Origin of the sequence: Halostella limicola (assembly GCF_003675875.1) — an archaeon.
Lineage (GTDB): Archaea > Halobacteriota > Halobacteria > Halobacteriales > Natronoarchaeaceae > Halostella > Halostella limicola.
Genome location: NZ_RCDI01000003.1, coordinates 612,749 through 633,638 on the forward strand (window position 1 = coordinate 612,749; position 20,890 = coordinate 633,638).

General features: G+C 70.1%; 27 protein-coding genes. 11 read left to right on the forward strand and 16 right to left on the reverse strand.

The features are described 5' to 3' along the window. The first annotated feature begins 4 nt into the window (after positions 1-4). On the forward strand, positions 5-397 hold the full coding sequence (locus D8670_RS16430) for a DUF8055 family protein (protein WP_375137280.1): 393 nt from the start codon (positions 5-7) through the stop codon (positions 395-397). 121 nt (positions 398-518) lie between these two features. After that, positions 519-1,250, forward strand: coding sequence for a bifunctional helix-turn-helix transcriptional regulator/GNAT family N-acetyltransferase (locus D8670_RS16435; RefSeq protein ID WP_121819198.1), 732 nt, complete (start codon positions 519-521; stop codon positions 1,248-1,250). On the opposite strand, the gene D8670_RS21090 is transcribed toward D8670_RS16435, so the two are convergent. Beyond that, a complete protein-coding gene (locus D8670_RS21090; protein ID WP_162994329.1) occupies positions 1,245-1,400 on the reverse strand; it encodes a DUF8014 family protein in 156 nt (51 codons plus the stop codon). The genes D8670_RS16435 and D8670_RS21090 overlap by 6 nt on opposite strands. A 155-nt stretch (positions 1,401-1,555) precedes the next feature. On the opposite strand from D8670_RS21090, the gene D8670_RS16440 reads away from it, so the two are divergent. Beyond that, positions 1,556-2,275: an SDR family NAD(P)-dependent oxidoreductase gene (locus tag D8670_RS16440; RefSeq protein WP_121819199.1), complete on the forward strand. Its 720-nt coding sequence runs from the start codon at positions 1,556-1,558 to the stop codon at positions 2,273-2,275. Positions 2,276-2,277: 2 nt separating this feature from the next. Here the strand turns inward: D8670_RS16440 and tmcA are convergent, their stop codons facing one another. Further along, complete coding sequence (gene tmcA / locus D8670_RS16445) at positions 2,278-4,521, reverse strand: tRNA(Met) cytidine acetyltransferase TmcA (RefSeq protein WP_121819200.1); 2,244 nt, start codon at positions 4,519-4,521, stop codon at positions 2,278-2,280. Positions 4,522-4,817: 296 nt separating this feature from the next. On the opposite strand from tmcA, the gene rpl7ae reads away from it, so the two are divergent. From rpl7ae to ndk, 4 genes are read left to right on the forward strand one after another with little or no spacing between them, the layout of a single operon-like run. After that, entirely contained in the window at positions 4,818-5,180 is a 363-nt protein-coding gene (rpl7ae, locus tag D8670_RS16450) for a 50S ribosomal protein L7Ae (RefSeq protein WP_121819201.1), read from the forward strand. Positions 5,181-5,191: 11 nt separating this feature from the next. After that, positions 5,192-5,422: a 30S ribosomal protein S28e gene (locus tag D8670_RS16455; protein ID WP_121819202.1), complete on the forward strand. Its 231-nt coding sequence runs from the start codon at positions 5,192-5,194 to the stop codon at positions 5,420-5,422. A 2-nt stretch (positions 5,423-5,424) separates the two neighbouring features. Beyond that, positions 5,425-5,808 (forward strand): 50S ribosomal protein L24e, encoded by a 384-nt coding sequence (locus D8670_RS16460; RefSeq protein ID WP_121819203.1) that lies wholly within the window; start codon positions 5,425-5,427, stop codon positions 5,806-5,808. Then, positions 5,805-6,269 (forward strand): nucleoside-diphosphate kinase, encoded by a 465-nt coding sequence (gene ndk, locus D8670_RS16465; RefSeq protein WP_121819204.1) that lies wholly within the window; start codon positions 5,805-5,807, stop codon positions 6,267-6,269. The genes D8670_RS16460 and ndk overlap by 4 nt, the downstream gene beginning before the upstream one ends. Before the next feature lie 99 nt (positions 6,270-6,368). Here the strand turns inward: ndk and D8670_RS16470 are convergent, their stop codons facing one another. Further along, positions 6,369-6,740, reverse strand: a complete 372-nt coding sequence (locus D8670_RS16470; RefSeq protein WP_121819205.1) for a hypothetical protein — start codon at positions 6,738-6,740, stop codon at positions 6,369-6,371. Further along, entirely contained in the window at positions 6,737-7,588 is an 852-nt protein-coding gene (locus D8670_RS16475) for a DUF2391 family protein (RefSeq protein ID WP_162994330.1), read from the reverse strand. The genes D8670_RS16470 and D8670_RS16475 overlap by 4 nt, the downstream gene beginning before the upstream one ends. Positions 7,589-7,732: 144 nt before the next feature. On the opposite strand from D8670_RS16475, the gene D8670_RS16480 reads away from it, so the two are divergent. Genes D8670_RS16480 through D8670_RS21095 form a run of 3 tightly spaced genes read left to right on the forward strand, consistent with a single transcriptional unit; the run spans position 7,733 to position 10,855 of the window. Continuing rightward, positions 7,733-8,089 (forward strand): hypothetical protein, encoded by a 357-nt coding sequence (locus D8670_RS16480; RefSeq protein ID WP_121819207.1) that lies wholly within the window; start codon positions 7,733-7,735, stop codon positions 8,087-8,089. Positions 8,090-8,132: 43 nt separating this feature from the next. Beyond that, entirely contained in the window at positions 8,133-10,517 is a 2,385-nt protein-coding gene (locus D8670_RS16485) for a penicillin acylase family protein (RefSeq protein WP_121819208.1), read from the forward strand. Next, positions 10,514-10,855, forward strand: coding sequence for a hypothetical protein (locus tag D8670_RS21095; RefSeq protein WP_162994331.1), 342 nt, complete (start codon positions 10,514-10,516; stop codon positions 10,853-10,855). Before D8670_RS16485 ends, D8670_RS21095 begins: the two co-directional genes overlap by 4 nt. Positions 10,856-10,927: 72 nt before the next feature. Here the strand turns inward: D8670_RS21095 and D8670_RS16495 are convergent, their stop codons facing one another. From D8670_RS16495 to D8670_RS16530, 8 genes are all read right to left on the reverse strand, one after another. Next, positions 10,928-11,995, reverse strand: coding sequence for a methionine synthase (locus D8670_RS16495; protein WP_121819209.1), 1,068 nt, complete (start codon positions 11,993-11,995; stop codon positions 10,928-10,930). Beyond that, entirely contained in the window at positions 11,992-12,987 is a 996-nt protein-coding gene (locus tag D8670_RS16500) for a methionine synthase (protein WP_121819210.1), read from the reverse strand. Before D8670_RS16500 ends, D8670_RS16495 begins: the two co-directional genes overlap by 4 nt. Positions 12,988-13,115: 128 nt before the next feature. Further along, entirely contained in the window at positions 13,116-13,712 is a 597-nt protein-coding gene (locus D8670_RS16505; protein ID WP_121819211.1) for a HemK2/MTQ2 family protein methyltransferase, read from the reverse strand. Next, positions 13,709-14,839, reverse strand: coding sequence for a mechanosensitive ion channel family protein (locus tag D8670_RS16510; RefSeq protein ID WP_121819212.1), 1,131 nt, complete (start codon positions 14,837-14,839; stop codon positions 13,709-13,711). The genes D8670_RS16505 and D8670_RS16510 overlap by 4 nt, the downstream gene beginning before the upstream one ends. Further along, positions 14,832-15,674, reverse strand: coding sequence for a 16S ribosomal RNA methyltransferase A (locus D8670_RS16515; protein WP_121819213.1), 843 nt, complete (start codon positions 15,672-15,674; stop codon positions 14,832-14,834). Before D8670_RS16515 ends, D8670_RS16510 begins: the two co-directional genes overlap by 8 nt. Before the next feature lie 86 nt (positions 15,675-15,760). Next, positions 15,761-16,351 carry a DUF655 domain-containing protein gene (locus D8670_RS16520; protein ID WP_121819214.1) on the reverse strand — a complete coding sequence of 197 codons (591 nt, stop codon included), beginning with the start codon at positions 16,349-16,351 and terminating at the stop codon, positions 15,761-15,763. 57 nt (positions 16,352-16,408) lie between these two features. Next, on the reverse strand, positions 16,409-16,765 hold the full coding sequence (locus D8670_RS16525) for an RNA polymerase Rpb4 family protein (protein ID WP_121819215.1): 357 nt from the start codon (positions 16,763-16,765) through the stop codon (positions 16,409-16,411). Positions 16,766-16,769: 4 nt separating this feature from the next. Beyond that, positions 16,770-17,060: a 50S ribosomal protein L21e gene (locus tag D8670_RS16530; RefSeq protein WP_121819216.1), complete on the reverse strand. Its 291-nt coding sequence runs from the start codon at positions 17,058-17,060 to the stop codon at positions 16,770-16,772. Between the two features lie 138 nt (positions 17,061-17,198). On the opposite strand from D8670_RS16530, the gene D8670_RS16535 reads away from it, so the two are divergent. Continuing rightward, on the forward strand, positions 17,199-18,365 hold the full coding sequence (locus tag D8670_RS16535) for a cystathionine gamma-synthase (RefSeq protein ID WP_121819217.1): 1,167 nt from the start codon (positions 17,199-17,201) through the stop codon (positions 18,363-18,365). Between the two features lie 375 nt (positions 18,366-18,740). On the opposite strand, the gene D8670_RS16540 is transcribed toward D8670_RS16535, so the two are convergent. The 4 genes from D8670_RS16540 to D8670_RS16555 all read right to left on the reverse strand — a co-directional run bounded on the left by D8670_RS16540 (position 18,741) and on the right by D8670_RS16555 (position 20,855). Next, positions 18,741-19,007 carry an elongation factor 1-beta gene (locus D8670_RS16540; protein ID WP_121819218.1) on the reverse strand — a complete coding sequence of 89 codons (267 nt, stop codon included), beginning with the start codon at positions 19,005-19,007 and terminating at the stop codon, positions 18,741-18,743. Positions 19,008-19,009: 2 nt separating this feature from the next. Next, positions 19,010-19,189 carry an HVO_2753 family zinc finger protein gene (locus D8670_RS16545; protein ID WP_121819219.1) on the reverse strand — a complete coding sequence of 60 codons (180 nt, stop codon included), beginning with the start codon at positions 19,187-19,189 and terminating at the stop codon, positions 19,010-19,012. Between the two features lie 76 nt (positions 19,190-19,265). Beyond that, positions 19,266-19,535, reverse strand: a complete 270-nt coding sequence (locus D8670_RS16550) for a hypothetical protein (protein WP_121819220.1) — start codon at positions 19,533-19,535, stop codon at positions 19,266-19,268. A 78-nt stretch (positions 19,536-19,613) separates the two neighbouring features. Beyond that, positions 19,614-20,855, reverse strand: a complete 1,242-nt coding sequence (locus D8670_RS16555) for a tripartite tricarboxylate transporter permease (RefSeq protein WP_121819221.1) — start codon at positions 20,853-20,855, stop codon at positions 19,614-19,616. Positions 20,856-20,890: the final 35 nt, after the last annotated feature.

The window sequence follows — 20,890 nt, forward strand, 5'->3', positions numbered from 1 at the left end:
CACGGTGACCGCGGCGAACCGCGACCCCGGCCCCGACGCCGACGCCGTCGGCGACCGGATCGACGACCTCGCCGACCGCGCCGCGGCGGCCCGGGCGTCGTTCGACCCGCCCGCGGACCCGCCGGACGAGGAGCGGGCGCTGTCGCTGCTGCGCGAGGGGTTCGGCCCCACAGTCTCCCTCTACGTCGAGTGCCGCACCGGCGGCGACCCCGTCAGGTTCGACGCGGCGGAGTTCGAGCGACTGGAGGCGGCGATGAACGAGTGGCTGGAACTGTACGCCGCCTGCTACGGCGTCGAGTTGGACGCGGACTACACCGTGCGGACGGCCGCGGAGGCGCTGCTCGACACCCACGACCTGACCGACGTGGCGCGGGTGCTGACCGGCGTCCCGGAGTAGGCCGAGCCGACGCTGGCCCGGACGACGCGGCGGTTCGCCGCAGTGCCCTCAGAGAGCGCCCGCTTCCAGATAACGAAAGTTCGTGACAAAATCTAAGTCGTGGCGAGTGCTAACGGGCGCCATGGAACTGACCGGGGAGTTCGAGTTCGGCCACGACGACCGGCGAGAGATCTACGACTACGTGGAGAGCCACGGATCGCTGGAGCCGAAGCGGCTGCGGCGGGCGCTCGACATGGACCCGCGTGCGTTCGGCCACCACGTCGCCATCCTCAAGCGCGACGGGGTGCTGGAGGAGGTAAACGGCGAACTCCGCGTCGCGTTCGAGGACGCCGACCGGCAGGAGTTCGAGGCCGACGGCGTCGACTGCACGATCCGGCAGGCCAGACAGGAGGATCTCACCGGCCTCGTCGGGTCCATCCGCGACGTGGCCGAGGCGGGGAGCTACATCGAGGCCGAGACCGTCGCCGACGTCATCGACCACGAAGAGGTGTTGCTCCGGCACAACGAACTGGAGTCGCGCATCTTCTTCGTCGCCACCGTCGACGAGGACGTGGTCGGGTGGGTTCACCTCGACGTCCCGGAGGTCGGCAAACTCGAACACACCGCGCGGCTCACGGTGGGCGTCTTGGAGGAGTACCGCGGCCGCGGCATCGGCGAGCGCCTCCTGCAACGCGGGGTCGACTGGGCCGCGGAGAACGGGTACGAGAAACTCTACCAGAGCGTCCCCTCGACGAACGAGGAGGCGATCGACTTCCTCGATGAGCACGGGTGGGAGACGGAGGCCGTCCGCGAGGACCACTACAAGGTCGACGACGAGTACGTGGACGAAGTGATGATGGCCCGCGAGCTATAGGTCCGCGCCCTCTATCGGGTCCGCGACGATCCCCTCTTTCTGCGCGAGGACGCGCCCGTGCGCCGCACAGACGAGTCGGTTCTCGGCCCACGGCACGTGCAGGCGCACCGCCGCCTTCCGGTCGCACCCCTCCTCGGTACACGTCCGCATGGGCGGTCGAACGCCGCGGACCGCCTTCGGTCTACCGGTGGTCGAGGCCCGCAGTCCCGCGACACTCGCGCCCGTCGACGCCCCTGACGGGACTCACTCGACCGTTCCGAGCGAGCACCGCAACCGTTACCCCCGCTCCGGACGCGGACGACCGCATGAGCGACAGCGCTATCGTCGTCGGCGCGTCCTCCGGCATCGGCCGCGAACTGGCCCGCGAACTCGCCGCGGACGGCTACGAGGTGGGCCTCGCCGCCCGGAGCCTCGACCGCCTCCGCGACCTCGGCGAGGAGCTACCGACCGAGAGCTACGTCGCGCGGCTGGACGTGACCGACCCCGAGGAGGCGCGCGACCGGTTCCACCGCCTCGCCGACGCGATGGGCGGCGTCGACCTCGTCGTCGCGAACGCCGGCACGGCGCACGTGAACCCCGACCTGGACTGGGGACCCGAGCGGGAGACGATCGACGTGAACGTCGGCGGGTTCGCCGCGATCGCGACCGCCGCGATGGACCGCTTCGAGGAGCGCGGATCGGGCCACCTCGTCGGCGTCTCCTCCGTGGCGGCGCACGTCGGGAACGGCGACGCGCCGGCGTACGGCGCGTCGAAGGCGTTCGTCTCGAACTACCTCTCGGGCCTGCGGGCCCGCGCCGCGGGGACGGACGTGTCCGTCACGACGATCGAACCGGGCTACGTCGACACCGACCTGATGCTCGACGACGACGCGTTCTGGGTGGCGTCGCCGGAGACGGCGGCCGAGCAGATCGCCGACGCGATACGGGCGAAGCGGTCGCACGCCTACGTCACCCGCCGCTGGCGACTGGTGGCGTGGCTGCTGAAGGCGGTGCCGGAGTCGGTGCTGCAGAGGGTCTTCTCGTAGCGCTACGTCCCGAATCGCTCGCGCTCCTCGCGGGCCGTTTCGTCGCCGTACGCCTCGACGAGCGGCTCGTACGCGTCGCCGATCGCCCGCATGCACTGGCGCGCGGAGGGGAACTCCAGCGCGTCGGCAACCGCGGGCCACTCGCGGGCTTGGAGCGCCCGGAGGACGAGCAGGCGCTCCTCCCGGGGCGTCAGGTCCGCCTCGCCCTCGACGAGGTGGCGGACTGCGAGCACGCGGAACGGCCGCGGGGACACGTCGAACAGCCCCGGACCGTAGGCGGCGTCGGCGACGACGCGCCACTCGTACGGCGTGAGGTCGAGGTCGGGGACGGCCTCGGCGGCCCGGAGCGCGGCCCGCACCACGTCGGGGTCGGCGTCGTCCAGCGCGTCCGAGAGGACGCTCCCGATCCGCCGGACGAACCGGGCGGCGTGGCGGTCGCGTAAGTCGCGGCCGGCCGCCGACAGGGGGTCGACCATCACCGCGGAGTACTCGCCGCTCGCGTCGTTGCGGGTCGTCGAGAGGTGGACCGTCGAGTAGCCGTTCTCGCGCCAGAAGTCGACGAGGCCGGGGGCCGCGCCGTAGCCGACGCTCAGGTAGTCGAGGTCGGCGAACTCCTCGCGGACCGCGTCGAGCAGGCGGGAGCCGAGCCCCCGCGAGCGCACGGCGTGGTGGGCCGCGATGCGGACGACCCGCAGGCCGGCGGGCCGCCCGGCGTCCTCGTCGCGCAGTTGGCTGGTGAGCACGTCCGGCACCATGTTTCCCCGGACGCGGCCGCCCTCGTACATCTCCCGCCGCACGTCCGCCGGGAGGTCCCCCTCGCGGGCGAGGAGGGCGACGCTGACGACGTGTCCGTCGAGGGTGAGCGCCCGCACCGAGAGGTTCGGCGCGTCGAGCAGGCGCGCGAGGTCGTTCGGCTCGGTCCGGTAGTGCGCCAGCACGAGCAGGCCGAACGCCTCGCGGAGCAGGTGCTCGTCGGCGAGCAGGTCCTCGGGGGTGAGCGCCTCGTACTCGACCGACTCCGGCGTCGCGTCCGCCACGAGCGGGTCGACCGGCGGCCGGGCGTCGAGCATGAGCGCGCGGAACGCCCACACCTCGACGGGGTCGCCGCCGGCGTACCGGATGGGGTCGTCGAGGCGGACGTCCGTCACCTCGTGGCCGCTCTCGGCGAGGCGGTCCCGGAACCGGACGGAGAACCCGCGCCCGGCGCCCTCGTAGCCGTGGACCGTCGTCGCGAACGCGACGCGGTCGGCCGCGAGGAACGATTCGAGCAGGCGGACCGGCAGCGCGGCGGCCTCGTCCACGATGACCACGCCGGGGTCGCCGGGCAGGTCCGCGGCCTCCACCGCGCGGGCGAAGCGGACGCAGCCGCCGCCCGCCGCCTCGATCCGCTGCGGTGGGTCGCGGTCGACGCCGGCCAGCGCGCCCTCCGCGTCGAGCAGTTCCCGCGCCCGGAGGAACGCCTCGCGGGCGCTCCGGTACTGTCGGGCGGTGACCAGCACGTCGTCGCCGGCGAGCGCGAGTGCCCCCGCGGCGAGGCCCGCGGCGCTCGACTTCCCGCGCCCGCGGTCCGCCTCGGCGACGACCGCGGTACCGGGTTCGCGGAGCGCTTCGAAGGATCTCACGGCGTCGGCCTGGTCCGTCGTCAGACAGGCCTCGTAGGCCGTCCTCGGAAAGGCGCGCTCGCCGTCGGCCGGAACGGGAACCGGGTCCGCCGGCAAGCGAGGAGCCGGGTCCGTCAGGCCGTCGCGCTCGAGGCGGTCCGCGTCGACGTCGTAGACGGCGATCCCCGGGTGCTGTCGGAGCGTCCGGACGAACCGCTCTCGGAAGTGTCCGGTCACGTCGCCGACGCCGAACGGCGGCACCGCGAGGCTCTCGTCGAAACAGTCCCGGCTGTCCGGCCACTCGTCGAGCGGCGGCGCGAGCAGGACGAACAGGCCGCCGCCGTCGACTGCGCCGACCACGCGGCCGACGGCGTTGGGACGGAGTTCCTCGTGGGCGTCGACCACGACGGCGTCGCGGGTCTCGCCCAGCAGGTCGCCCGCGCGGTGGGACGGGAGGTGCTCGCACCGGAACCGGTCGTCCGGCCCGACGAGCGTCGTCCGCGTGAGCGGGAGGTCGACGCCGTCGAGCACCGCTTCGGCCGCCTCGTAGCAGGCGGCGTGGTCGCCCGTCAGGACGAGCATCCGCCGCTCGTCGGCGCGGCGGGCCTCCGTCCGGAGCGACCGCGCCGGTGCGACTGCGTTCATGCTCCCTCCTTCGCCCCCTCGGGTAAGGGGCTTTGCGCTTGCGGGCGACGGCCGAGTTCGGCGACGGCGCTGCCGTGTTTCTGTCTCACACGCCACCGAACGTTTGAAAGCGCTTTTATGGGGTGGCGCGTTATTCAGTGCTACAGCCTGCGCGGGGTTGATGATGCTCCTAGCCGCACAGGATTCTCGCCGTCGGGAAACTGACGGCCGCCGGGAATCTCCCCAGCGGTTCCCGGCACGCCACCGACGTGGCGACGGCAGGGGAGCGCGAGCCCACGCGCAGGAGGTGACTAACAATGCCAGTATACGCAGATTTCGACGTCCCGGCTGACCTCCAGGACGACGCCATCGAGGCGCTCGAGGTCGCCCGAGACACAGGTACGGTAAAGAAAGGTACGAACGAAACGACGAAGGCGGTCGAGCGCGGCAACGCCGAGCTCGTCTACGTCGCCGAAGACGTCCAGCCGGAGGAGATCGTGATGCACCTGCCCGAGCTCGCCGACGAGAAGGGCATCTCCTACGTCTTCATCGACACGCAGGACGACGTCGGCCACGCGGCCGGCCTCGAGGTCGGCAGCGCCGCCGCCGCGATCGTCGACGCCGGCGACGCCGGCGACGACGTCGAGGACATCGCCGACAAAGTCGAGGACCTTCGCTGAGGCGATAACCAATGAGTGCTGAAGAGACTGAAGACGGATCCACGTCCACGCCCGCAGAGGTCATCGAGATCGTGGGCAAGACCGGGATGCACGGCGAGGCCATGCAGGTCAAGTGCCGCATCCGGGAAGGCGAGAACCAGGGCCGAATCATCACCCGCAACTGCCTCGGCCCCGTCCGCGAGGGCGACGTTCTCCAGCTCCGCGAGACCGCCCGCGAGGCCGACTCCATCGGGGGGCAGTAACCATGCCGCAGACGCGAGAGTGCGACTACTGCGGGCAGGACATCGAGCCCGGCACCGGGACGATGTTCGTCCGCACCGACGGCTCGACGACGTACTACTGCTCCAGCAAGTGCGAGAAGAACGCCGACCTCGGTCGCGAACCGCGCGACACCGAGTGGACGGCCGCCGCCCGCGAGCAGGCCGACCGCCGCGCGTCCCAGGCCGCACAGGAGTCCGCCGCAGAGGCGGGCCGCGAGGACCAGGACGTCGACGAGACGGCCGACGCCCGCTCCGCCGACGAGTCGGACACCGAGTCCGAGGAAGAGCGCGAGCAGAGCGGCGCCGACGAGACGGCTGACGCCGACGAGGCCGACGCCGAGGAAGACGAAGAGGAGACCGAAGAATGAGCGAGCGCGAGCGTACCTTCGTGATGGCCAAGCCCGACGCGGTCCAGCGCGGACTCGTGGGCGAGATCGTCTCCCGTCTGGAGGAGCGCGGCCTGAAGCTGGTCGGCGCGAAGTTCATCCAGATGAGCCAGGAGCGCGCCGAGGAGCACTACGCAGAGCACACCGACAAGCCGTTCTTCGACGACCTGACGGACTTCATCACGTCCGGCCCCGTCGTCCCCATGGTGTGGGAGGGGCAGGACGCGACGCGACAGGTCCGCCAGATCATCGGCGACACCGACCCCGCCGAGGCCGCGCCCGGCACCATCCGCGGCGACTTCGCCCTCGATCTGGGTCGCAACGTCGTCCACGCCGCGGACCACGAGGACCCCGGCGCGAACGAGCGCGAGATCGACCTCTACTTCGACGAGGAGGAGCTGGTCGACTACGAGCGCGTCGACGAGACCTGGCTGTACGAGTAACCGCTTTCCGGTCCTCTCCGTTTTCTTTCGCCGGCCAGCCGCGGCGCCGTTCGGCGACGCCGGCCGGCGCGTCTCTGGTCGGCTTCTCGACGGCTCCGCCTACGCTTCGACCCAGTCGACCACCGTCGCCGACGGGTCTTCGGTTCCCGCCGGGCAGACGACCGTGCCGCGCTGTCGGTCGTCGATCGGCACGTGCGTGAACCGGATCGACTCGTTCGAGCAGTCCGCCGAGACGGAGACCGACTTCAGCCCCTCGCTCGACGGGTTGTGCACCGCGACCCTGACGGCGACGCGACCGTCCTCCAGCGTCTCCGTCCCCGTCACCTCGGCTTCCGGCGTCGCGTCGGTGGGCGTCGCCGCGGCGTGCCAGGCGACGAAGGCGAACAGGGACAGCGTCACCGCGACGCTGACCGCCATCACCGCCCACTCGGCGACCGAGGGTTCGTCGTCGCCGCCGGAGAAAGAGCTCACAGTATCACCCTGGCGGCCGCGCCGCCGACGGTGGTCGGGAACGAGAGGACGACGACCTTCTGGGCGTTCACCGAGAGCGAGTACGTGAGGTAGCCGAACCCCCAGAGCAGCAGCACGGAGACGCCGACCCCGACGGCGTAGACGATGCAGGTCTGTCCCGCGTGAGCCAGCATCTCCCGGAGCTTCCGCTCGGCCGACCGCCGCCGCGACTGGCCGCGGAACTCCAGTTCGTACAGGATCAGGTAGGCGACGACCAGCGACATCGCGATCACGGCCGCCAGCCGAGGCCATCCCGCGTACATCGCGAGGAGGTTCACCTCGATGCTGGCGCCCAGCGGCAGGGAGAAGAAGATCGCCCCCGCGGCGAAGACGGCGACGTTGGCCCGGAGCGACCGCCGCTCCGCGTCGTCGTCCTCGCCCTCGTCTTCGGCCTCGTGGAGGAGGCGGTTCGCCAGCGCCGCGCCGAACCCCAGCGGGACGACCTGCAGCAGCGCCGTCCGCGCGACCACGTGGGCCGGGGTCGAGAGGTCCATCACGCCGTAGACGAACAGGACGACCACCGCGGCGACCACGCTCTGTAACGCGAGCTCGGCGAAGTCGACCGTCAGCCGAACCGGATCGTACTCCGGGTTGTCCTCGTCTTCCTCCTCGACGCGGAACCCGCTGCTTCGCGTGATGAACAGCACGATGCCGAGGCCGATCACGGCGTAGGCGATCAGATGCGACGCCGGTCGCTGCCAGGCCAGCCACCACATCTCGACGGTGAGCAGTATCGTCACCCCGGAGACGACGAGCGCGCCGGTTATCCCCCGTACCTGGTTGCGGACCACCAGACCGGTCGTCGTCACCGGTTCCCACCTCTCGCCGCGGACGTGGGCGTCGAGTGCATGGATCGGGGCCTACGACGGTCGCGGCCTTCAAGGTACGACGCCGAGGGGCGCGGCGATCCGGCTCCGAGCGCTTTACCACGCTCGCGCTCGTTCGGTCGACCGATGACTGTCCCGCTCGCTCCCCTCCACGCCGGACACGGGGATCCGGTTCCGAACGCCCTGCTCGGCGTCACGTTCGGGGCTTCCCTCGCAGTCGGGTTCCTCGCCGTGCTCGCCGACCGCGACTCGGCCGCGAACTACGTCGCCGGCGCCGTCATCGCCTTCCTGACGGCGTTCGCCGTCGTCGAGAGGACGCCGCACACGAACCTGCTCGCGGACGTCCCCCTCGTCGCGGCGCTCGCCCTAGCGGTGCCCGCCGTCCACCTCGCGGTCGCCGCGCGGCGGTCGAGCGCGCGGATCGGGTTCCTCGCGGTGCTGTACGCCGGCCCGGTCGCGCTCGTCGCATACCTGATCGGCTGATCCGCCACCTCGGATTTATTATTCACCGCTCTCAGTGGGCGGTATGAACGCCGATACGACCCGCCGCGCGCTGCTCGGGGCGATCCTGGGCGGCGGCGTCGCCGCCGGTTCACTGTCGCCCGTTCGGGGCTATCTCGAACGGTTCGCACCGTTCTCCGGCGCGGCGTGGCGGCAGGCGACCGACGACCTGAACGGCACCGTCGAGAGCCCGCACGGGCCCGCCGAACTCCGGTACGACGACCGCGGCGTCCCCCACGTCACCGCCGACGACGAGCGCGCGCTCTACTTCGCCGCGGGCTACGCCGCGGCGGCCGACCGGCTGTTCCAGATGGACCTCCAGCGCCGGGTCATGGGCGGGGAGGTGTCGGCGGTCGTCGGCGACGCGGCGCTCGACTCCGACGAGTTCCACGTCCGGATGGACTTCGCGGGGGCCGCGGACGCGACGTGGGACCTCGTCCGCGACACCGACACCGGCCCCGTCGTAGCAGCGTACGCGGACGGCGTGAACGCGTACGTCGAGAACGAGGCCCTGCCGATGGAGTTCGGCCTCCTCGACTACGAGCCGGACCCCTGGAGGCCGGCGGACACGATGCTGATGGAAAAGCAGATATCGTGGACGCTGACCGGGAGCTTCGGCACGCTCCGGAAGGCGACCGCCGCGAGCGAACTCGGCGAGGAGGCCGCCGAGTCGCTGTATCCCGCGCGGCTCGACCACGACGTGCCGATCCTCCGGGAGCGCGGGAACCGCGAGGGTCGCGGCGACGGCGACCGCGCCGACCGCGACGCTTCCGCCGTGTCGCCGGGCTCCGATCGCGGCGAGGTCGACGCCCCGCTCGTCGACTGGCTCGGGCGGTTCGAGTCGCCGCCGGGCGTCGGCTCCAACAGCTGGGTCGTGTCCGGCGAGCACACCGAGAGCGGCGCGCCGGTCGTCGCGAACGACCCGCACCTCTCCCTGATGGCCCCGCCGGTGTGGTACGAGATGCACCTCCGGGGCGACGGCGTAGACGTCCGCGGCGCGACGTTTCCAGGCGTCCCCTTCGTCGTCATCGGCGAGAACGACGCGGGGGCGTGGGGGTTCACGAACGTCGGCGCCGACGTGATCGACTTCTACGAGTACGAGACCGACGGCGAGACGTACCGCTACCGCGGCGAGGAGCGCGAGTTCGAGACCGAATCCCGCGAGATCAAGGTGGCCGACGGCGAGAACCGGGAGGTGACCGTCAAAAAGAGCGTCCACGGCCCGGTGATAGAGCGCGAGGGGTACCGCGTCGGCGTCGCGTGGACGGGCCACGCGGCCACGCGAACGACGGTCGCCATCCGCGAGTACGCTCACAGCGAGGGCGTCGACGCCGTGCGCGAGGCGACGCGGAAGTTCGACCTGCCCACGCAGAACCTCGTCTACGCCGACCGCGACGGCCGGACGCTGTATCAGGTGACCGGGCAGATCCCGATCCGCCGCGTCGACGGCGAGGTCGTCCGCGGCGACCGGCTCTTCGACGGCTCCGCGGGCGAGGGCGAGTGGGACGGCTTCGAACCGTTCGCCGAGTCCTCGTGGGACGGGTTCGTCCCCTTCGAGGACAAGCCCGCGGCGGTCGACGCGGGCTACGTCGCCACCGCGAACCAGCGCGTCGCCGACGACCCCGAGTACTACCTCGGCGTCGACTACGCCAGCCCCTACCGCGGCCGGCGGATCTACGACCGGCTGGACCGGCGGGCGGCGTCCGACGACCCCGTCACGCCGGCGTTCGTCGCCGACCTCCAGCGGGACTCTCGCGACGGCCGCGCGGCGGACCTCGTGCCGGAACTGGTCGGCGCGGCCGAGGGGCGAGAGGGCCTCGCCGACGCCGTCGACGCCCTGCGGGACTGGGACTACCGGATGACGCCCGACTCCCGCGCCGCGCTCCTGTTCTCGCGCTGGTTCGACCGCTTCCGCGAGCGCGCCGTCGACCCCGTCCTCGACGGCACGGATCTGGGAGAGGAGTACTACCCGCGGGACTGGGTCGTCGCGACGCTCCCCGACGAGGACCCGTGGTTCGGCGACGAGCGCCGGTCGGCCGCGATGGCGACCGCCCTCGCCGACGCCGTCGAGGCGACGGCCGCCGACGCTACCTACGGCGATGTGAACCACACCGGCGCGGTCACGCACCCGTTCGACCGCGACTTCCTGAACTACCCGGAGCACCCCACCGCCGGGTCCCGGCAGACGGTGAACAACTTCCGGGCCGAGTCCGCGGTCGGCAGCAGCTGGCGGATGATCTGCCCGATGGCCGGCGACTCGCGCTGCGTCCTGCCCGGCGGCAACTCGGGGGACCCGCTCTCCGAGCACTACGACGACCAGCTACGGATGTGGGCGGACGGCGAGTACCGCGAGATGGAACTGTCCGTCGACGGCGACCTCGCCGTCGCTTTCGAGGAGGGCGACGGATGACTGCGGCGACCGACCGGCTCGCCGCGGTCCGGAGCGATCCGCGGAAGCGGGCCGGAGCGATCGCCGTCGGCGCGGTGCTGGGACTCGCCCTCGCGCAAGTCCACTGGGTCGGCTTCGTCCTCGGCGGCGCGCTGGTCGGCCTCGCCTCGCGGGACCTCCCGCGCGCGCTCGTCGCCGGCCTCGCGTTCGGCGTCGTCGCCGTGCTCGCGTTCGCCGCGCTACTCGCGGCGCGCGGTGCGCTCGGGGGCTACCTGAGTGCGGGACAACTGCTGTACGTCAGCGTGGCGATACCGCTTCTCGGCGGGACGCTCGGGTCGCTGGCACGGGGGAGCGTCTGAGGGGGCGCTCGTCGGGGACGTATCGGCAGAAAAAGCGCGTGAGATCCGAATCTCGGGCGGTGAGCCGACCGGTCAGTCGTCGGCGACGGCGCTCCGCCCGACCTCGATCTCGCCCTCGTCGAGTTCGGCCTCGACCTCGCGGGCCGCCTCGACCATCTTCGCCATCTTCTCGTAGGCGACCACGCGGGGGAGCAGCTTCAGGCCGCAGTCCGGGCTGACCACGAGCCGTTCCGGCGGGACGACCTCCAGACCCTTCTTGATGTTCTCCTTGATCTCCTCGACGGACTCGACCTCCGCGACGTGGACGTCGGTGACGCCCAGCGCGAGGTCGGCGGTGAACTCGGGGTCTTTGAACACGTCGAGCTGCTCGTACTCGCCGTTCGCGAGTTCGAGGTCGAACTCGTCGACCGGGAACTCGAGGATCTCGGGGTAGATGCGGAAGTAGTCGCCGTAGCAGACGTGCAGACCGATGCGTACGTCCTCCGGGATGTCGTCGACGATGCGTTCCAGGCAGTCGCCGACGATTGCGTGGTCGTCCGGCGTCGTCGCGAGCGCCGGCTCGTCGATCTGGATGTAGCGAGCGCCGGCGTCGACGAGCTTCTCGATCTCCTCGTTGACCAGATCCGCGAGGTCGTTCGCGAGCGCGGCGTCGTCCTCGTAGGCCTCGTTGAAACACCACGAGGCGAGCGTGTACGGGCCGGTGATCGGCACCTTCACCGGCCGGTCGGCGACGCTGGCGGTGAACTCGTACTCGTCGACCAGCCAGGACTCGTCGTACTCCACGTCGTCGACGACGCTCGGCTTGTCGAAGGTGTTGTGCCCCCACACCTTGACGGGGCCCTTGAACTCGTAGCCCTCGATGCGGTCGGCGAAGAACTCGACCATCTCGTTGCGGCGCATCTCGCCGTCGACGACGACGTCGAGACCGGCGCGCTCGTGCTCCTTCGTGATGAGGCGTGAGCCGTCGTCCTTGGCCTCCTTCCAGGCGTCCTCGTCGAAGTCCGCGTCCTCGTCCTCGTAGAGGTCGCGGGCGCGGTCGAGCCACTTGGGCTTGGGGTAGCTGCCGACGACGGTCGTCAGGATGAAGTTGTCGTTCGGGTGATCGGCGGGGCGGAACTGATCCTTGTTCTCGTTAGTCATGCTTTCACCTCCTTGGCGGACGCGGCGTCCGCGAGCGCCTGCAGTTTCTGTTCGAACTCGGAGTACGGCAGGTAGAACAGCTCCGTGTTCGCCGTCAGGTACGCCTTCTCGAAGTCGGCGCCGGGGGTCTGCTCGTTCACCCACTCGACGCGCTCGCGGATGGCGTCTGCCTCCTCCATCAGCGTGTTCTGGCCGTTCACGAGACCGAGCGCCACGTCGTCGGTCGCGCCGTACTCGTTGATGTTGTACAGGTTGTCCTCCTGGTTCGCGACGAAGTCGAAGCCGACGGCGTCGATATCGGCGTCCAGCAGGTGCGCGTACACCTTCTCGCCGAGCGCGCCCCAGTAGGTGTGGGCGACGACGTCGGCGTCGACGGCGTTCGCCACGGCGTCGATGGCCTCGCTGGCGCGCTCGTCGACGCCGTCCTCGGGCGCGTTCTCGACGAGCGACGGCTCCAGCAGGAACAGCGTCTCGACGTCCGGGAACGCCTCGGCCTCGCCGGCGAGGAACTCGGCGACGGCGTCGAGGAACTCGGCCTCGTCGCCGTAGTGCTCGTCCGTCGCGAGGTCGGAAAGCGAGTACGGACCCGGGAGCACCGCCTGCAGGGAGTCGGTCTCCTCCGCGGCGGCCTCCAGTTCCGCGGCCACGTCGCCGTCGAACGTCAGGTCGCCCGTGACGACGGGGTCGCGGTAGAAGTTGTTGTTGTCGTAGTAGCGGACGATGCCGCGGGTCTCCACGTTGTCGTGGACCGCGAGCGGGTGCGCGAGCATGTCGTCCCAGCGCAGTTGCCCCTCGCCGATCAGGTCGAGGCCGGCGTCCCGCTGGAGTTGAACGACCTCCGCGCGCGCCTCCTCGTACGTCTCGTTTATCTCCTCGCCCTCGTCGCCGCTGATGAGGTCGTGCTTCTGGTGGCCCTTCAGGTCGGAGAGCCTGTCTTTCGCCCAGTCCGGGAGCGGGAACAGCCCCGGGGACGTCGCTACGAGTTCCGTCATTGGTACCCGACCCTACGAAATGACGCTGTTTAATATTTCCTATTCCTGTAAATGCGCCACAGTTATGACAACGGTTCGCACGACCGGCGTCGTCCCCGGATCGGCGCGAAAACGAGTTCGACCGCCGTTCACTCGCGCGTCAGCGCCAGCACCGACAGCGTCTCGAACGGGTACGACTCCTCGACGACCGTCTCCGCGGCGAACCCGCGGTCGTTCGCCCGCGCGATCACCTCGTCGTACCCGGTGAGCGTGCTCACCAGCAGGAGGACGACGCCGCCGGGAGCCACCACCCGACCGACGGCGTCGACGAACGGGTCGACGACGGCCCGCCCCGTCTCGCCGCCCGACAGCGCCACCTCCATCCAGTCGTCGCGCTCGGCCGCCTCGTTCTCCGGGAGGTACGGCGGGTTGAACAGCACTGCGTCGAACGCGCCGTCGCGGAACGGCGCGACGAGGTCCGCCCGGACCACGTCCACGTCGACGCCCTCGTTCGCGGCGCGCTCCCGGGCCTGCCGACAGGCGTGGGGGTTGAGGTCCGCGGCGACCACGTCCGCGCCGGTCTCGTCGGCCGCCGCGACGGCGACGTAGCCCGACCCCGTGCCGACCTCCAGGACGCGCTCGTCGCCGTCGAGGCGCTCGACGGCGGCCGTCGCGAGCAAGTGGGAGTCCTCCGCCGGCTGGTACACCTCGGTCTCGATCCCGCGGCGGTCGGCGAGGTCCGTCACTCTTCGCCCCCGTCCGGGGCCGTCGCCGTCGCCTCGCGGCGCTCGGCCATCCGGAACCCGCCGGTTTCCTCCCGCCCGGTGAGTTCGCGCTGCGGGAACGGGATCTTGATCCCCTCGTCCTCGAACGCGGTCTTGACGGCTTGGATGACCGACGTCCGCGCGCGCCACTTCCGCCGGGCGCTCGGGTTGTCGATCCAGAACCGAAGCCCGAGCAGCACCGAGGAGTCGTCGAACTCCTTGACCACGACCTGCGGCGTCGGCACGGTGAGGATGTCGTCGACCTCGCCCATCGCCGCCTTCGCGACCTCCGAGGCGCGCTCCACGTCGGCGTCGTAGTCGACGCCCACGTCCACCTCGATCCGGAGGCGGCCCTTCCGCGTGCGGTTGATGATCGTGTTCCCCGAGACGACGTCGTTGGGGATCATCACGTACTCCCCGTTGAACGTCTGGATGCGCGTGTTGACGATGGTGATGTCCGTGACGATCCCCTCCTCGTCCCCGATCTCGACCCAGTCGCCGATCTCGAACGGCCGGGCGAACATGAGGACGAACCCGGCGAGCATCGACCCGAGCGTCTGCCGGGCGGCCATACCGACGATGATGCCGAGGAACCCGGCCCCGACCAGCAGGCCGGAGAGGTTGAAGTTCCACACGCCGAGCACGACGATGATCCCGAGCGACCAGAGGACGACCTGCGTCAGTCGGAGCGTGATCTCCCGCTGGTGCTCGGAGACGGCGTGGCTGGAGTCCTGTAGCTCCGACAGCAGGCCCTTGGCGAACCGGACCAGGATGTGCGTTCCCACGAGCACGACCAGCGTGAACGCCGCGTTCGGGACCGCGTTGCTGCTCACGTTCAGCCGAGCGAACACCTCCCCGACCAGGTCCGCCTGCCCCCAGACCCCGACGCTCACCAGCGCGGCGGCGACGAACCCGACCACGAACCCCAGCGTGGTGAGGGCGTCGGCGTAGATCGGCTTGATCCACTTGGTCAGCACCCCCTTCGTGTACCGCGACAGGCTGGCCGTCGTGACGACGAAGAGGAGACAGAGGAGCGTGACGGCTGTTCGCGCCCCGAGCGACTGGAAGACGTTCGATAGCTCGTTGACGGTCTGTACGACGCTAGCCATCGCCGTCCTCCAGCCCGACGTCCGCGGCGAGCGTCGCCAGCGCGGCGAACTCCGCCGGCGTGACGTTGCCCGCCCGCATGCTCATCAGTTCCTCGCCCGCCGCCTCGACGACGGCGTCGGGGTCGTCCAGCCCGGAGATGTGCGCCGTGTTCCGGACGGCGTTGCGCATCGTCTTCCGCCGCTGGGTGAACACTGCCTTCACGAACCGCAAGAAGAAGTCCGCGTCGTCGACCTCGTAGTCCGGGTCCCGCGGCGTCGTCCGGACGACCGCGCTCTCGACGTCCGGCGGCGGCGAGAACGCTTCCTTCGGCACCGGTTCGACGACCTCGACGTCCGCGTAGTGCTGGGCGGACACCGACAGCCGGCCGTAGTCGTCGCTGCCGGGGGCCGCCGCCATCCGCTCGGCGAACTCCTTCTGGAACATCAAAACGAGCGGCTTCCCCTCGGGCAGCAGCCGGAACGCGATCTCGCTGGAGACGCCGTACGGGAGGTTCGACACCGACGCGGTGAACTCCGGCAGGTCGACCGACAGCGCGTCGCCCTCGATCACCGTCAGCCGCCCCGCATCGATCTCCTCGGCGAACTCCTCGCGCAGGAACTCGACGAGGCCGGGGTCGCGCTCCACCGCCGTGACGGTCTCGGCGACGCCTAACAGCCGGTCGGTCAGCGCGCCGGTCCCCGGGCCGATCTCCAAGACGTGTCCCGTATCGGCGCCCGCGTCGGTCGCGTACGACGGGAGCCGGTCGAGCACGCGGTCGTCGACCAGGAAGTGCTGGTCGCGGTCGGGGTTCCCCCTGACGCCGGCGCGGGCCAGCAGGCCGTCTGGGTCTCTCATTCGGTTATCGCCCGGTAAGCAACGGACGGTTTAAAACCCACCGGCCTGCGTTTGCCCGTCCGCACGCCGCGGCGCTTCGCGGATCCTTACTCCGCTCGCTCCTCGCGGCCGGCGAACGCGCGGTACTTCAGGTCGTCGTCCCGGATCTCCTCGAGGATGCGCTCGGTGAGCACGCCTTTCGGGTCGTGCAGTCCCGAGATGCGGTCCTCCAGGTCCTCGAAGCTCTCGAACCTCCCCCGCTTTCGCTCGTCTAACACGTTGTTGCGGAGCTTCTTCCCGATCCCCGGCAGCAGGTTGAGCTGGTGGAGACGGAGGGTGATCGGCTGGGCGTCGTTGTAGAAGTCGACGAACCGCTCCTCGTTCTCGGTGACGATGTCCTCGATGACGTACTCCAGTTCGGACTGCGCGCCGCCGGAGAGGTCCTCGTACTCGATCGTTCGGACGCGGTCGATCTCTTCGCGCTCCTCCCGGGGTTCGACGACGACGCGGTCGCCGATGCTCGCGTCCGCGTCCTCCTCGAAGACGATCTCGAACAGTCGGAAGTCCGACTCGCCGACGGCGTAGGCAAGCGGCGGCTTCTGGTACTGCGGACGGTCGTCGTCGGCCCGGCCGTGCGGCAGGTAATCGAGCAACACCGCGTGACGGGGGCGGGAACCGTCGCTGTCGGAGTCGGTCATACTGACGTAGGGCTACGGCGACTGGCTACTTAAACAGTCGCCTGCCGAGAACGTTCGTCAGACGTACTTCGCCACGACGTTGAGGATGTCGTCGAGTTCGTCGCCCGACAGCGAGTAGCGCTGCTGGGCGAACACGGCGCGGAGTTCGTCGCGGTCCTGCGGCAGGAGGTCGGCGACCTTGTACGCGGTGGCCTCGTCGACCTTCTCCAGTTCGAGCAGTTCCTCGACCAGTTCGCGGGACTCCTCCGGCGTGAGCAGGGCGAACCGGTTGACGTGTTCGATCGCGCGAGCGAGTTCGTACCGCATCTCGCGGTCCTCGTCCGCGGCGCGGTCGGCCTCCACCTCGGCGAGCAGTTCCTTCGCCTCCGAGATGGTGAGGTGTTCTTCGTCTAACTTCTCTTTGAATATCGTCATCGCTCTACTGCTGGGCGCGGAGGTGCTGGGGCGCGACGATGAGCGTCTTCTCCTTGCCGCCGTCGTTGACGGCGACCTTGAAGCACCGGCCCTGCTTCCCCTCGACTTCGCCGGTCAGGCCGTCGAAGCGGGGGTGGAACCGACCGTCGTTCACGCTCGGGTCGATCTTGAGGTGGACCTTCTGGCCCGTCTCGAATTCCTGAATGGCGCGCTGGGGCGGCGAGGTCCCGCTCTCTCGGGGACTGTTCGAGAGTTTATTGCGAGTTTTCTTTCGGGGTCCGTTGGAGTTCGGCATAGTCGTGGGCACCTCTTGTCCTCTGACGGTTATAAAAGGTGCGTTCCCGCCTCGTCGCGGACGAACGGCGCCCGTCGACGGCACGCGCGAGACGGCGAGAGAGGTAACATTTTCCGCCGCCGGGGCGATACCCGAACCATGTCCGAGGACGACGACTTCCGCTTCGAGACGCGCTCGATCCACGCCGGCCAAGAACCCGACGAGGAGACGGGGGCGCTGATGACGCCGATCCACGCCAACTCCACCTACGAGCAGGACGCGCCCGGCGAGCACCGCGGGTACGAGTACTCGCGGACGGGCAACCCCACGCGGACGGATCTCGAGGCGAACCTCGCCAGCCTGGAAAACGGCGAGTACGGCCGCTGTTTCTCCTCGGGGATGGGCTCTATCAACACCGTCCTCAACCTCCTCGAAGCCGGCGACCACGTCGTCAGCGGCGAGGACATCTACGGCGGCACCCGCCGCATCTTCGACCAGGTGTACACGCAGTACGACGTGGAGTTCACCTACGTCGACATGACCGACCTCGACGCCATCGAGGACGCCTTCCGCGAGGAGACGGAACTCCTCTGGCTGGAGACGCCGACCAACCCGCTCATGTCCATCGTCGACATCGAGGGCGCGGCCGAGGTCGCCCACGACCACGACGCCCTCTGCGCCATCGACAACACCTTCGCCACGCCGTACCTCCAGCGGCCGCTCGACCTCGGGGCCGACATCGTCTCCCACTCGCTCACGAAGTACCTCGGCGGCCACTCCGACGTGGTCGGCGGCGCGCTGATAACGAACGACGAGGAGCTCGACGAGCGATTCGGCTTCTACCAGAACAGCGTCGGCGCGACGCCCGGGCCGCAGGAGTGCTTCCTCGTCCTCCGCGGCACCAAGACCCTGCCTGTGCGGATGGATCGGCACTGCGAGAACGCCCGCGAGCTAGCGCAGTGGCTGGACGGCCACGACGACGTCGACCGCGTGTACTACCCCGGACTGGAGTCTCATCCCGGCCACGACATCGCCGCGGAACAGATGGACGACTTCGGCGGCATGCTCTCGTTCGAACTCGAAGCGAGCCTGGAGGAGGCCGCGGAGTTCGTCTCGAACACGGAGGTGTTCACGCTAGCGGAGAGCCTCGGCGGCGTCGAGAGCCTCATCGAACAGCCGGCGACGATGACCCACGCCTCCATCCCGCCGGAGGAGCGCGAGGCCGCAGGGCTCTCCGACGGCCTCATCCGGGCGAGTGTAGGGATCGAGCACGTCGACGACATGAAGGCGGACCTCCAGCAGGCCATGGACGCGTCGATAGAGTAACGAACTGACGGTGGATCGGTCCGCGAGGGGGCGCGCCGTGCACCCGTCTCGGCCGGCCTCGCGGCGAGTCGTTAGGGCACGAGAAATCTGGCCGCGATTTCGGTGATAAACCCTCGGCCGGCCACGCGGCTGAGTGAGCCCGCGCGAGCAAACTCGTGAGCGAGGGCGAGTGAGGGGAAGGGGGCGCTTCGAGCGTGTGCTGACGATCGCCGGTGTCCTCACGAGCGGAGTGAGCGAAGGCCCAGAGCGGCCCCGCCGCTCCGGTGGACGTAGAAAGGGCGACGAAACCGCTGTCCTCAGAACGCTTCGCGTTCTGACGTACTCGGAAATCGCAGCGCGATTTCCGACTGCCGAGCGATTTTCGAGGGCTTTCCCTTAGACGCGACCGACGTTCTCGACTTCGACGGACTCGACGCCGTCGACGTTACCGAACTCCTCCTCGACGGCCTCGGTGCCGCCGGCGTCGTCGGGGACGATCACCGTCGGGTAGAGGGCGACGAGACCGAACGCGACTTCGTCGCGCTCGACGCCGTTGATCTTCGCACCCTCGGGCAGGGAGTTTTCCAGACGCTCCTGGAGGTCGTCCAGGTCGACGTCGGGGCTCTGCGGCATGACCTTGATCTTGGCTGCGACTTTTCCCATTGTTACGGTCCCGTGAACCCGCAGTCCGGGCACTTGTAGAGGTTGCTCTGTTTGCGACACTTCGAACAGCGGTAGATCTGGCGCCCGCAGTCCGGGCACTTGAACGCAGCGGCGGTCGTCCCCGAGATGTTGATCCCGCAGGAGACGCACTTCTGCGCTCGTTTCTGTTCCGATTCGCTCATACACCCCTGTACCGCCCGCCCACTTTTAACCGTTGTTTTTCGCGCCGGCGGATCGCCGCCGGATCGCGACGGGCGGTCACGATCCGCTCCAGTCGAAGTCGATGCTCCCGTCGTCGCGGAACTCATCGACCGTGACCTGCTCGAACGACTCCGACTTCTCCACGGTGTCGCCGGCCGGGATGGTCACCTCGCTCGCGCGCTCGTAGTTGTCCTGTCCCGCGCGGACGTTCACCGTGATGGTGTCCGCCTGCTCGCTGTCGGTCGTGTTCTCGGCAGTGTAGGTCACGACGACGGTGCCGTTCTCGCCTTCCTCGTAGTCGAACTCCGGTATCTCGATGTCCGGCATACGGTTGACGGGCCACGCCGCGACGGGTAACTCTACCCGCTAGGCGGTGACCTGTCGCTCGCGGAGGAACCGACCGCGCTACAGCCCCAGCGCGAGCGGGCCGATCAGCACTCCCATCAGGTGGACGCGGCGCGCGCCGAACCGGACCGGAAACAGTCCGAGGGCGGCGCTGGCGGCGAAGACGACCACGCCGACCGCGCCGGCGAACAACCACGACAGCCCGACGAGCAGGCAGAGCACGCCGACAGAGAGCCGCCGGTAGTCGACGCGTCCGACGACGCGGAGGTAGCGGTCGCCGAGCGCCAAGACGAGGCAGAACCCGGCGACGCTGCTCGCCAGCGTCGCCGCGACCAGCAACGGCAGGTTCAGCGGCGCGGAGACGTTCTCGAACGCGACGAGGACGCCGGTTCTGGGCTCGCCGATGGCGACGAGGGCGAACAGCGCGAACACCGTGTTCGCCGTGTTGACGCCGCTGGTCGCGACGACGTAGCCCCGATCCCCGGCCGCGCCGGGTGTCGCGGCGAGGACAGCGACCGCCGCAATGGCGCTGGAGACCCCCGGTAGGTAGCCGACGACCGCGCCGGCAAGCGCGCCCGCCGCAGCCATTCCGAAGACGGCCCTTCGCGGCGACGCCACGGCGGCGTCGGCCTGCTCCGGGACGCCAGCGCCGTCGAGCGCGTCGACGAGCACCGGCGCACCGAACAGGCCGGCGAACAGCGGGGTCAACATCCCCCCGGCCGCGAGGGGGGCCGCCGGCGAGAGATCGAGCGTGAGCCAGCCGAGGGCGGCGCTCGCCGCAAAGGCCGCGAGACCGACCGCGCCGGCGCGGAGCGTCGGTTCGGTCGCCACGAGGAGGACGACCACCGCCCCCAGCACGAGCGGGAGGCGTGCGCGAAGCACGGGGTACGCGGTCTCCATTACCGCCGTCACGGGGAGTGCGAGCGGGAGCGCGACGGCTACGGCGAGACCGCTTCCCAGCGCCGAGAGCCGTATCGCCTCGCGACCCCGTCCCGCGATGACGAGTCGGTGGCCCGGGAGCGCCGTCGCCGCCATCGCGGCGTCTGGGACGCCGAGCGCCAACGCGGGCACCGCGTCGAGGAACGTGTGGACCACGCCCGCCGAGAGCATGGCGACGCCAAGCAGGAGCGGCGGTCCCGGCGCGTCGGCGGCCGCGGCGGCGAGCACGAGCGCGAAGTTGTTCGCGTGCAGTCCCGGTGTCAGGCCGCTCGCCGTGCCGAGCGCGACGCCCGCGAGCACGAACCCGAGCACCGCCGCTGCGCGCTCGGGGGCCGCGACCACTCTGATGCCGAACCCTTCCATCGCCACGGCGTGGCCGCGGCTTCCGCCTTGAACGT

Bases quoted from the DNA above. Each gene is read 5' to 3' on its own strand.
- D8670_RS16435 (WP_121819198.1), top strand. From the start codon at position 519: ATGGAACTGACCGGGGAGTTCGAGTTCGGCCACGACGACCGGCGAGAG.
- D8670_RS21090 (WP_162994329.1), bottom strand. From the start codon at position 1,400: ATGCGGACGTGTACCGAGGAGGGGTGCGACCGGAAGGCGGCGGTGCGC.
- D8670_RS16440 (WP_121819199.1), top strand. From the start codon at position 1,556: ATGAGCGACAGCGCTATCGTCGTCGGCGCGTCCTCCGGCATCGGCCGC.
- tmcA (WP_121819200.1), bottom strand. From the start codon at position 4,521: ATGAACGCAGTCGCACCGGCGCGGTCGCTCCGGACGGAGGCCCGCCGC.
- rpl7ae (WP_121819201.1), top strand. From the start codon at position 4,818: ATGCCAGTATACGCAGATTTCGACGTCCCGGCTGACCTCCAGGACGAC.
- D8670_RS16455 (WP_121819202.1), top strand. From the start codon at position 5,192: ATGAGTGCTGAAGAGACTGAAGACGGATCCACGTCCACGCCCGCAGAG.
- D8670_RS16460 (WP_121819203.1), top strand. From the start codon at position 5,425: ATGCCGCAGACGCGAGAGTGCGACTACTGCGGGCAGGACATCGAGCCC.
- ndk (WP_121819204.1), top strand. From the start codon at position 5,805: ATGAGCGAGCGCGAGCGTACCTTCGTGATGGCCAAGCCCGACGCGGTC.
- D8670_RS16480 (WP_121819207.1), top strand. From the start codon at position 7,733: ATGACTGTCCCGCTCGCTCCCCTCCACGCCGGACACGGGGATCCGGTT.
- D8670_RS16485 (WP_121819208.1), top strand. From the start codon at position 8,133: ATGAACGCCGATACGACCCGCCGCGCGCTGCTCGGGGCGATCCTGGGC.
- D8670_RS21095 (WP_162994331.1), top strand. From the start codon at position 10,514: ATGACTGCGGCGACCGACCGGCTCGCCGCGGTCCGGAGCGATCCGCGG.
- D8670_RS16495 (WP_121819209.1), bottom strand. From the start codon at position 11,995: ATGACTAACGAGAACAAGGATCAGTTCCGCCCCGCCGATCACCCGAAC.
- D8670_RS16500 (WP_121819210.1), bottom strand. From the start codon at position 12,987: ATGACGGAACTCGTAGCGACGTCCCCGGGGCTGTTCCCGCTCCCGGAC.
- D8670_RS16510 (WP_121819212.1), bottom strand. From the start codon at position 14,839: ATGGCTAGCGTCGTACAGACCGTCAACGAGCTATCGAACGTCTTCCAG.
- D8670_RS16515 (WP_121819213.1), bottom strand. From the start codon at position 15,674: ATGAGAGACCCAGACGGCCTGCTGGCCCGCGCCGGCGTCAGGGGGAAC.
- D8670_RS16520 (WP_121819214.1), bottom strand. From the start codon at position 16,351: ATGACCGACTCCGACAGCGACGGTTCCCGCCCCCGTCACGCGGTGTTG.
- D8670_RS16525 (WP_121819215.1), bottom strand. From the start codon at position 16,765: ATGACGATATTCAAAGAGAAGTTAGACGAAGAACACCTCACCATCTCG.
- D8670_RS16530 (WP_121819216.1), bottom strand. From the start codon at position 17,060: ATGCCGAACTCCAACGGACCCCGAAAGAAAACTCGCAATAAACTCTCG.
- D8670_RS16535 (WP_121819217.1), top strand. From the start codon at position 17,199: ATGTCCGAGGACGACGACTTCCGCTTCGAGACGCGCTCGATCCACGCC.
- D8670_RS16540 (WP_121819218.1), bottom strand. From the start codon at position 19,007: ATGGGAAAAGTCGCAGCCAAGATCAAGGTCATGCCGCAGAGCCCCGAC.
- D8670_RS16545 (WP_121819219.1), bottom strand. From the start codon at position 19,189: ATGAGCGAATCGGAACAGAAACGAGCGCAGAAGTGCGTCTCCTGCGGG.
- D8670_RS16550 (WP_121819220.1), bottom strand. From the start codon at position 19,535: ATGCCGGACATCGAGATACCGGAGTTCGACTACGAGGAAGGCGAGAAC.
- D8670_RS16555 (WP_121819221.1), bottom strand. From the start codon at position 20,855: ATGGAAGGGTTCGGCATCAGAGTGGTCGCGGCCCCCGAGCGCGCAGCG.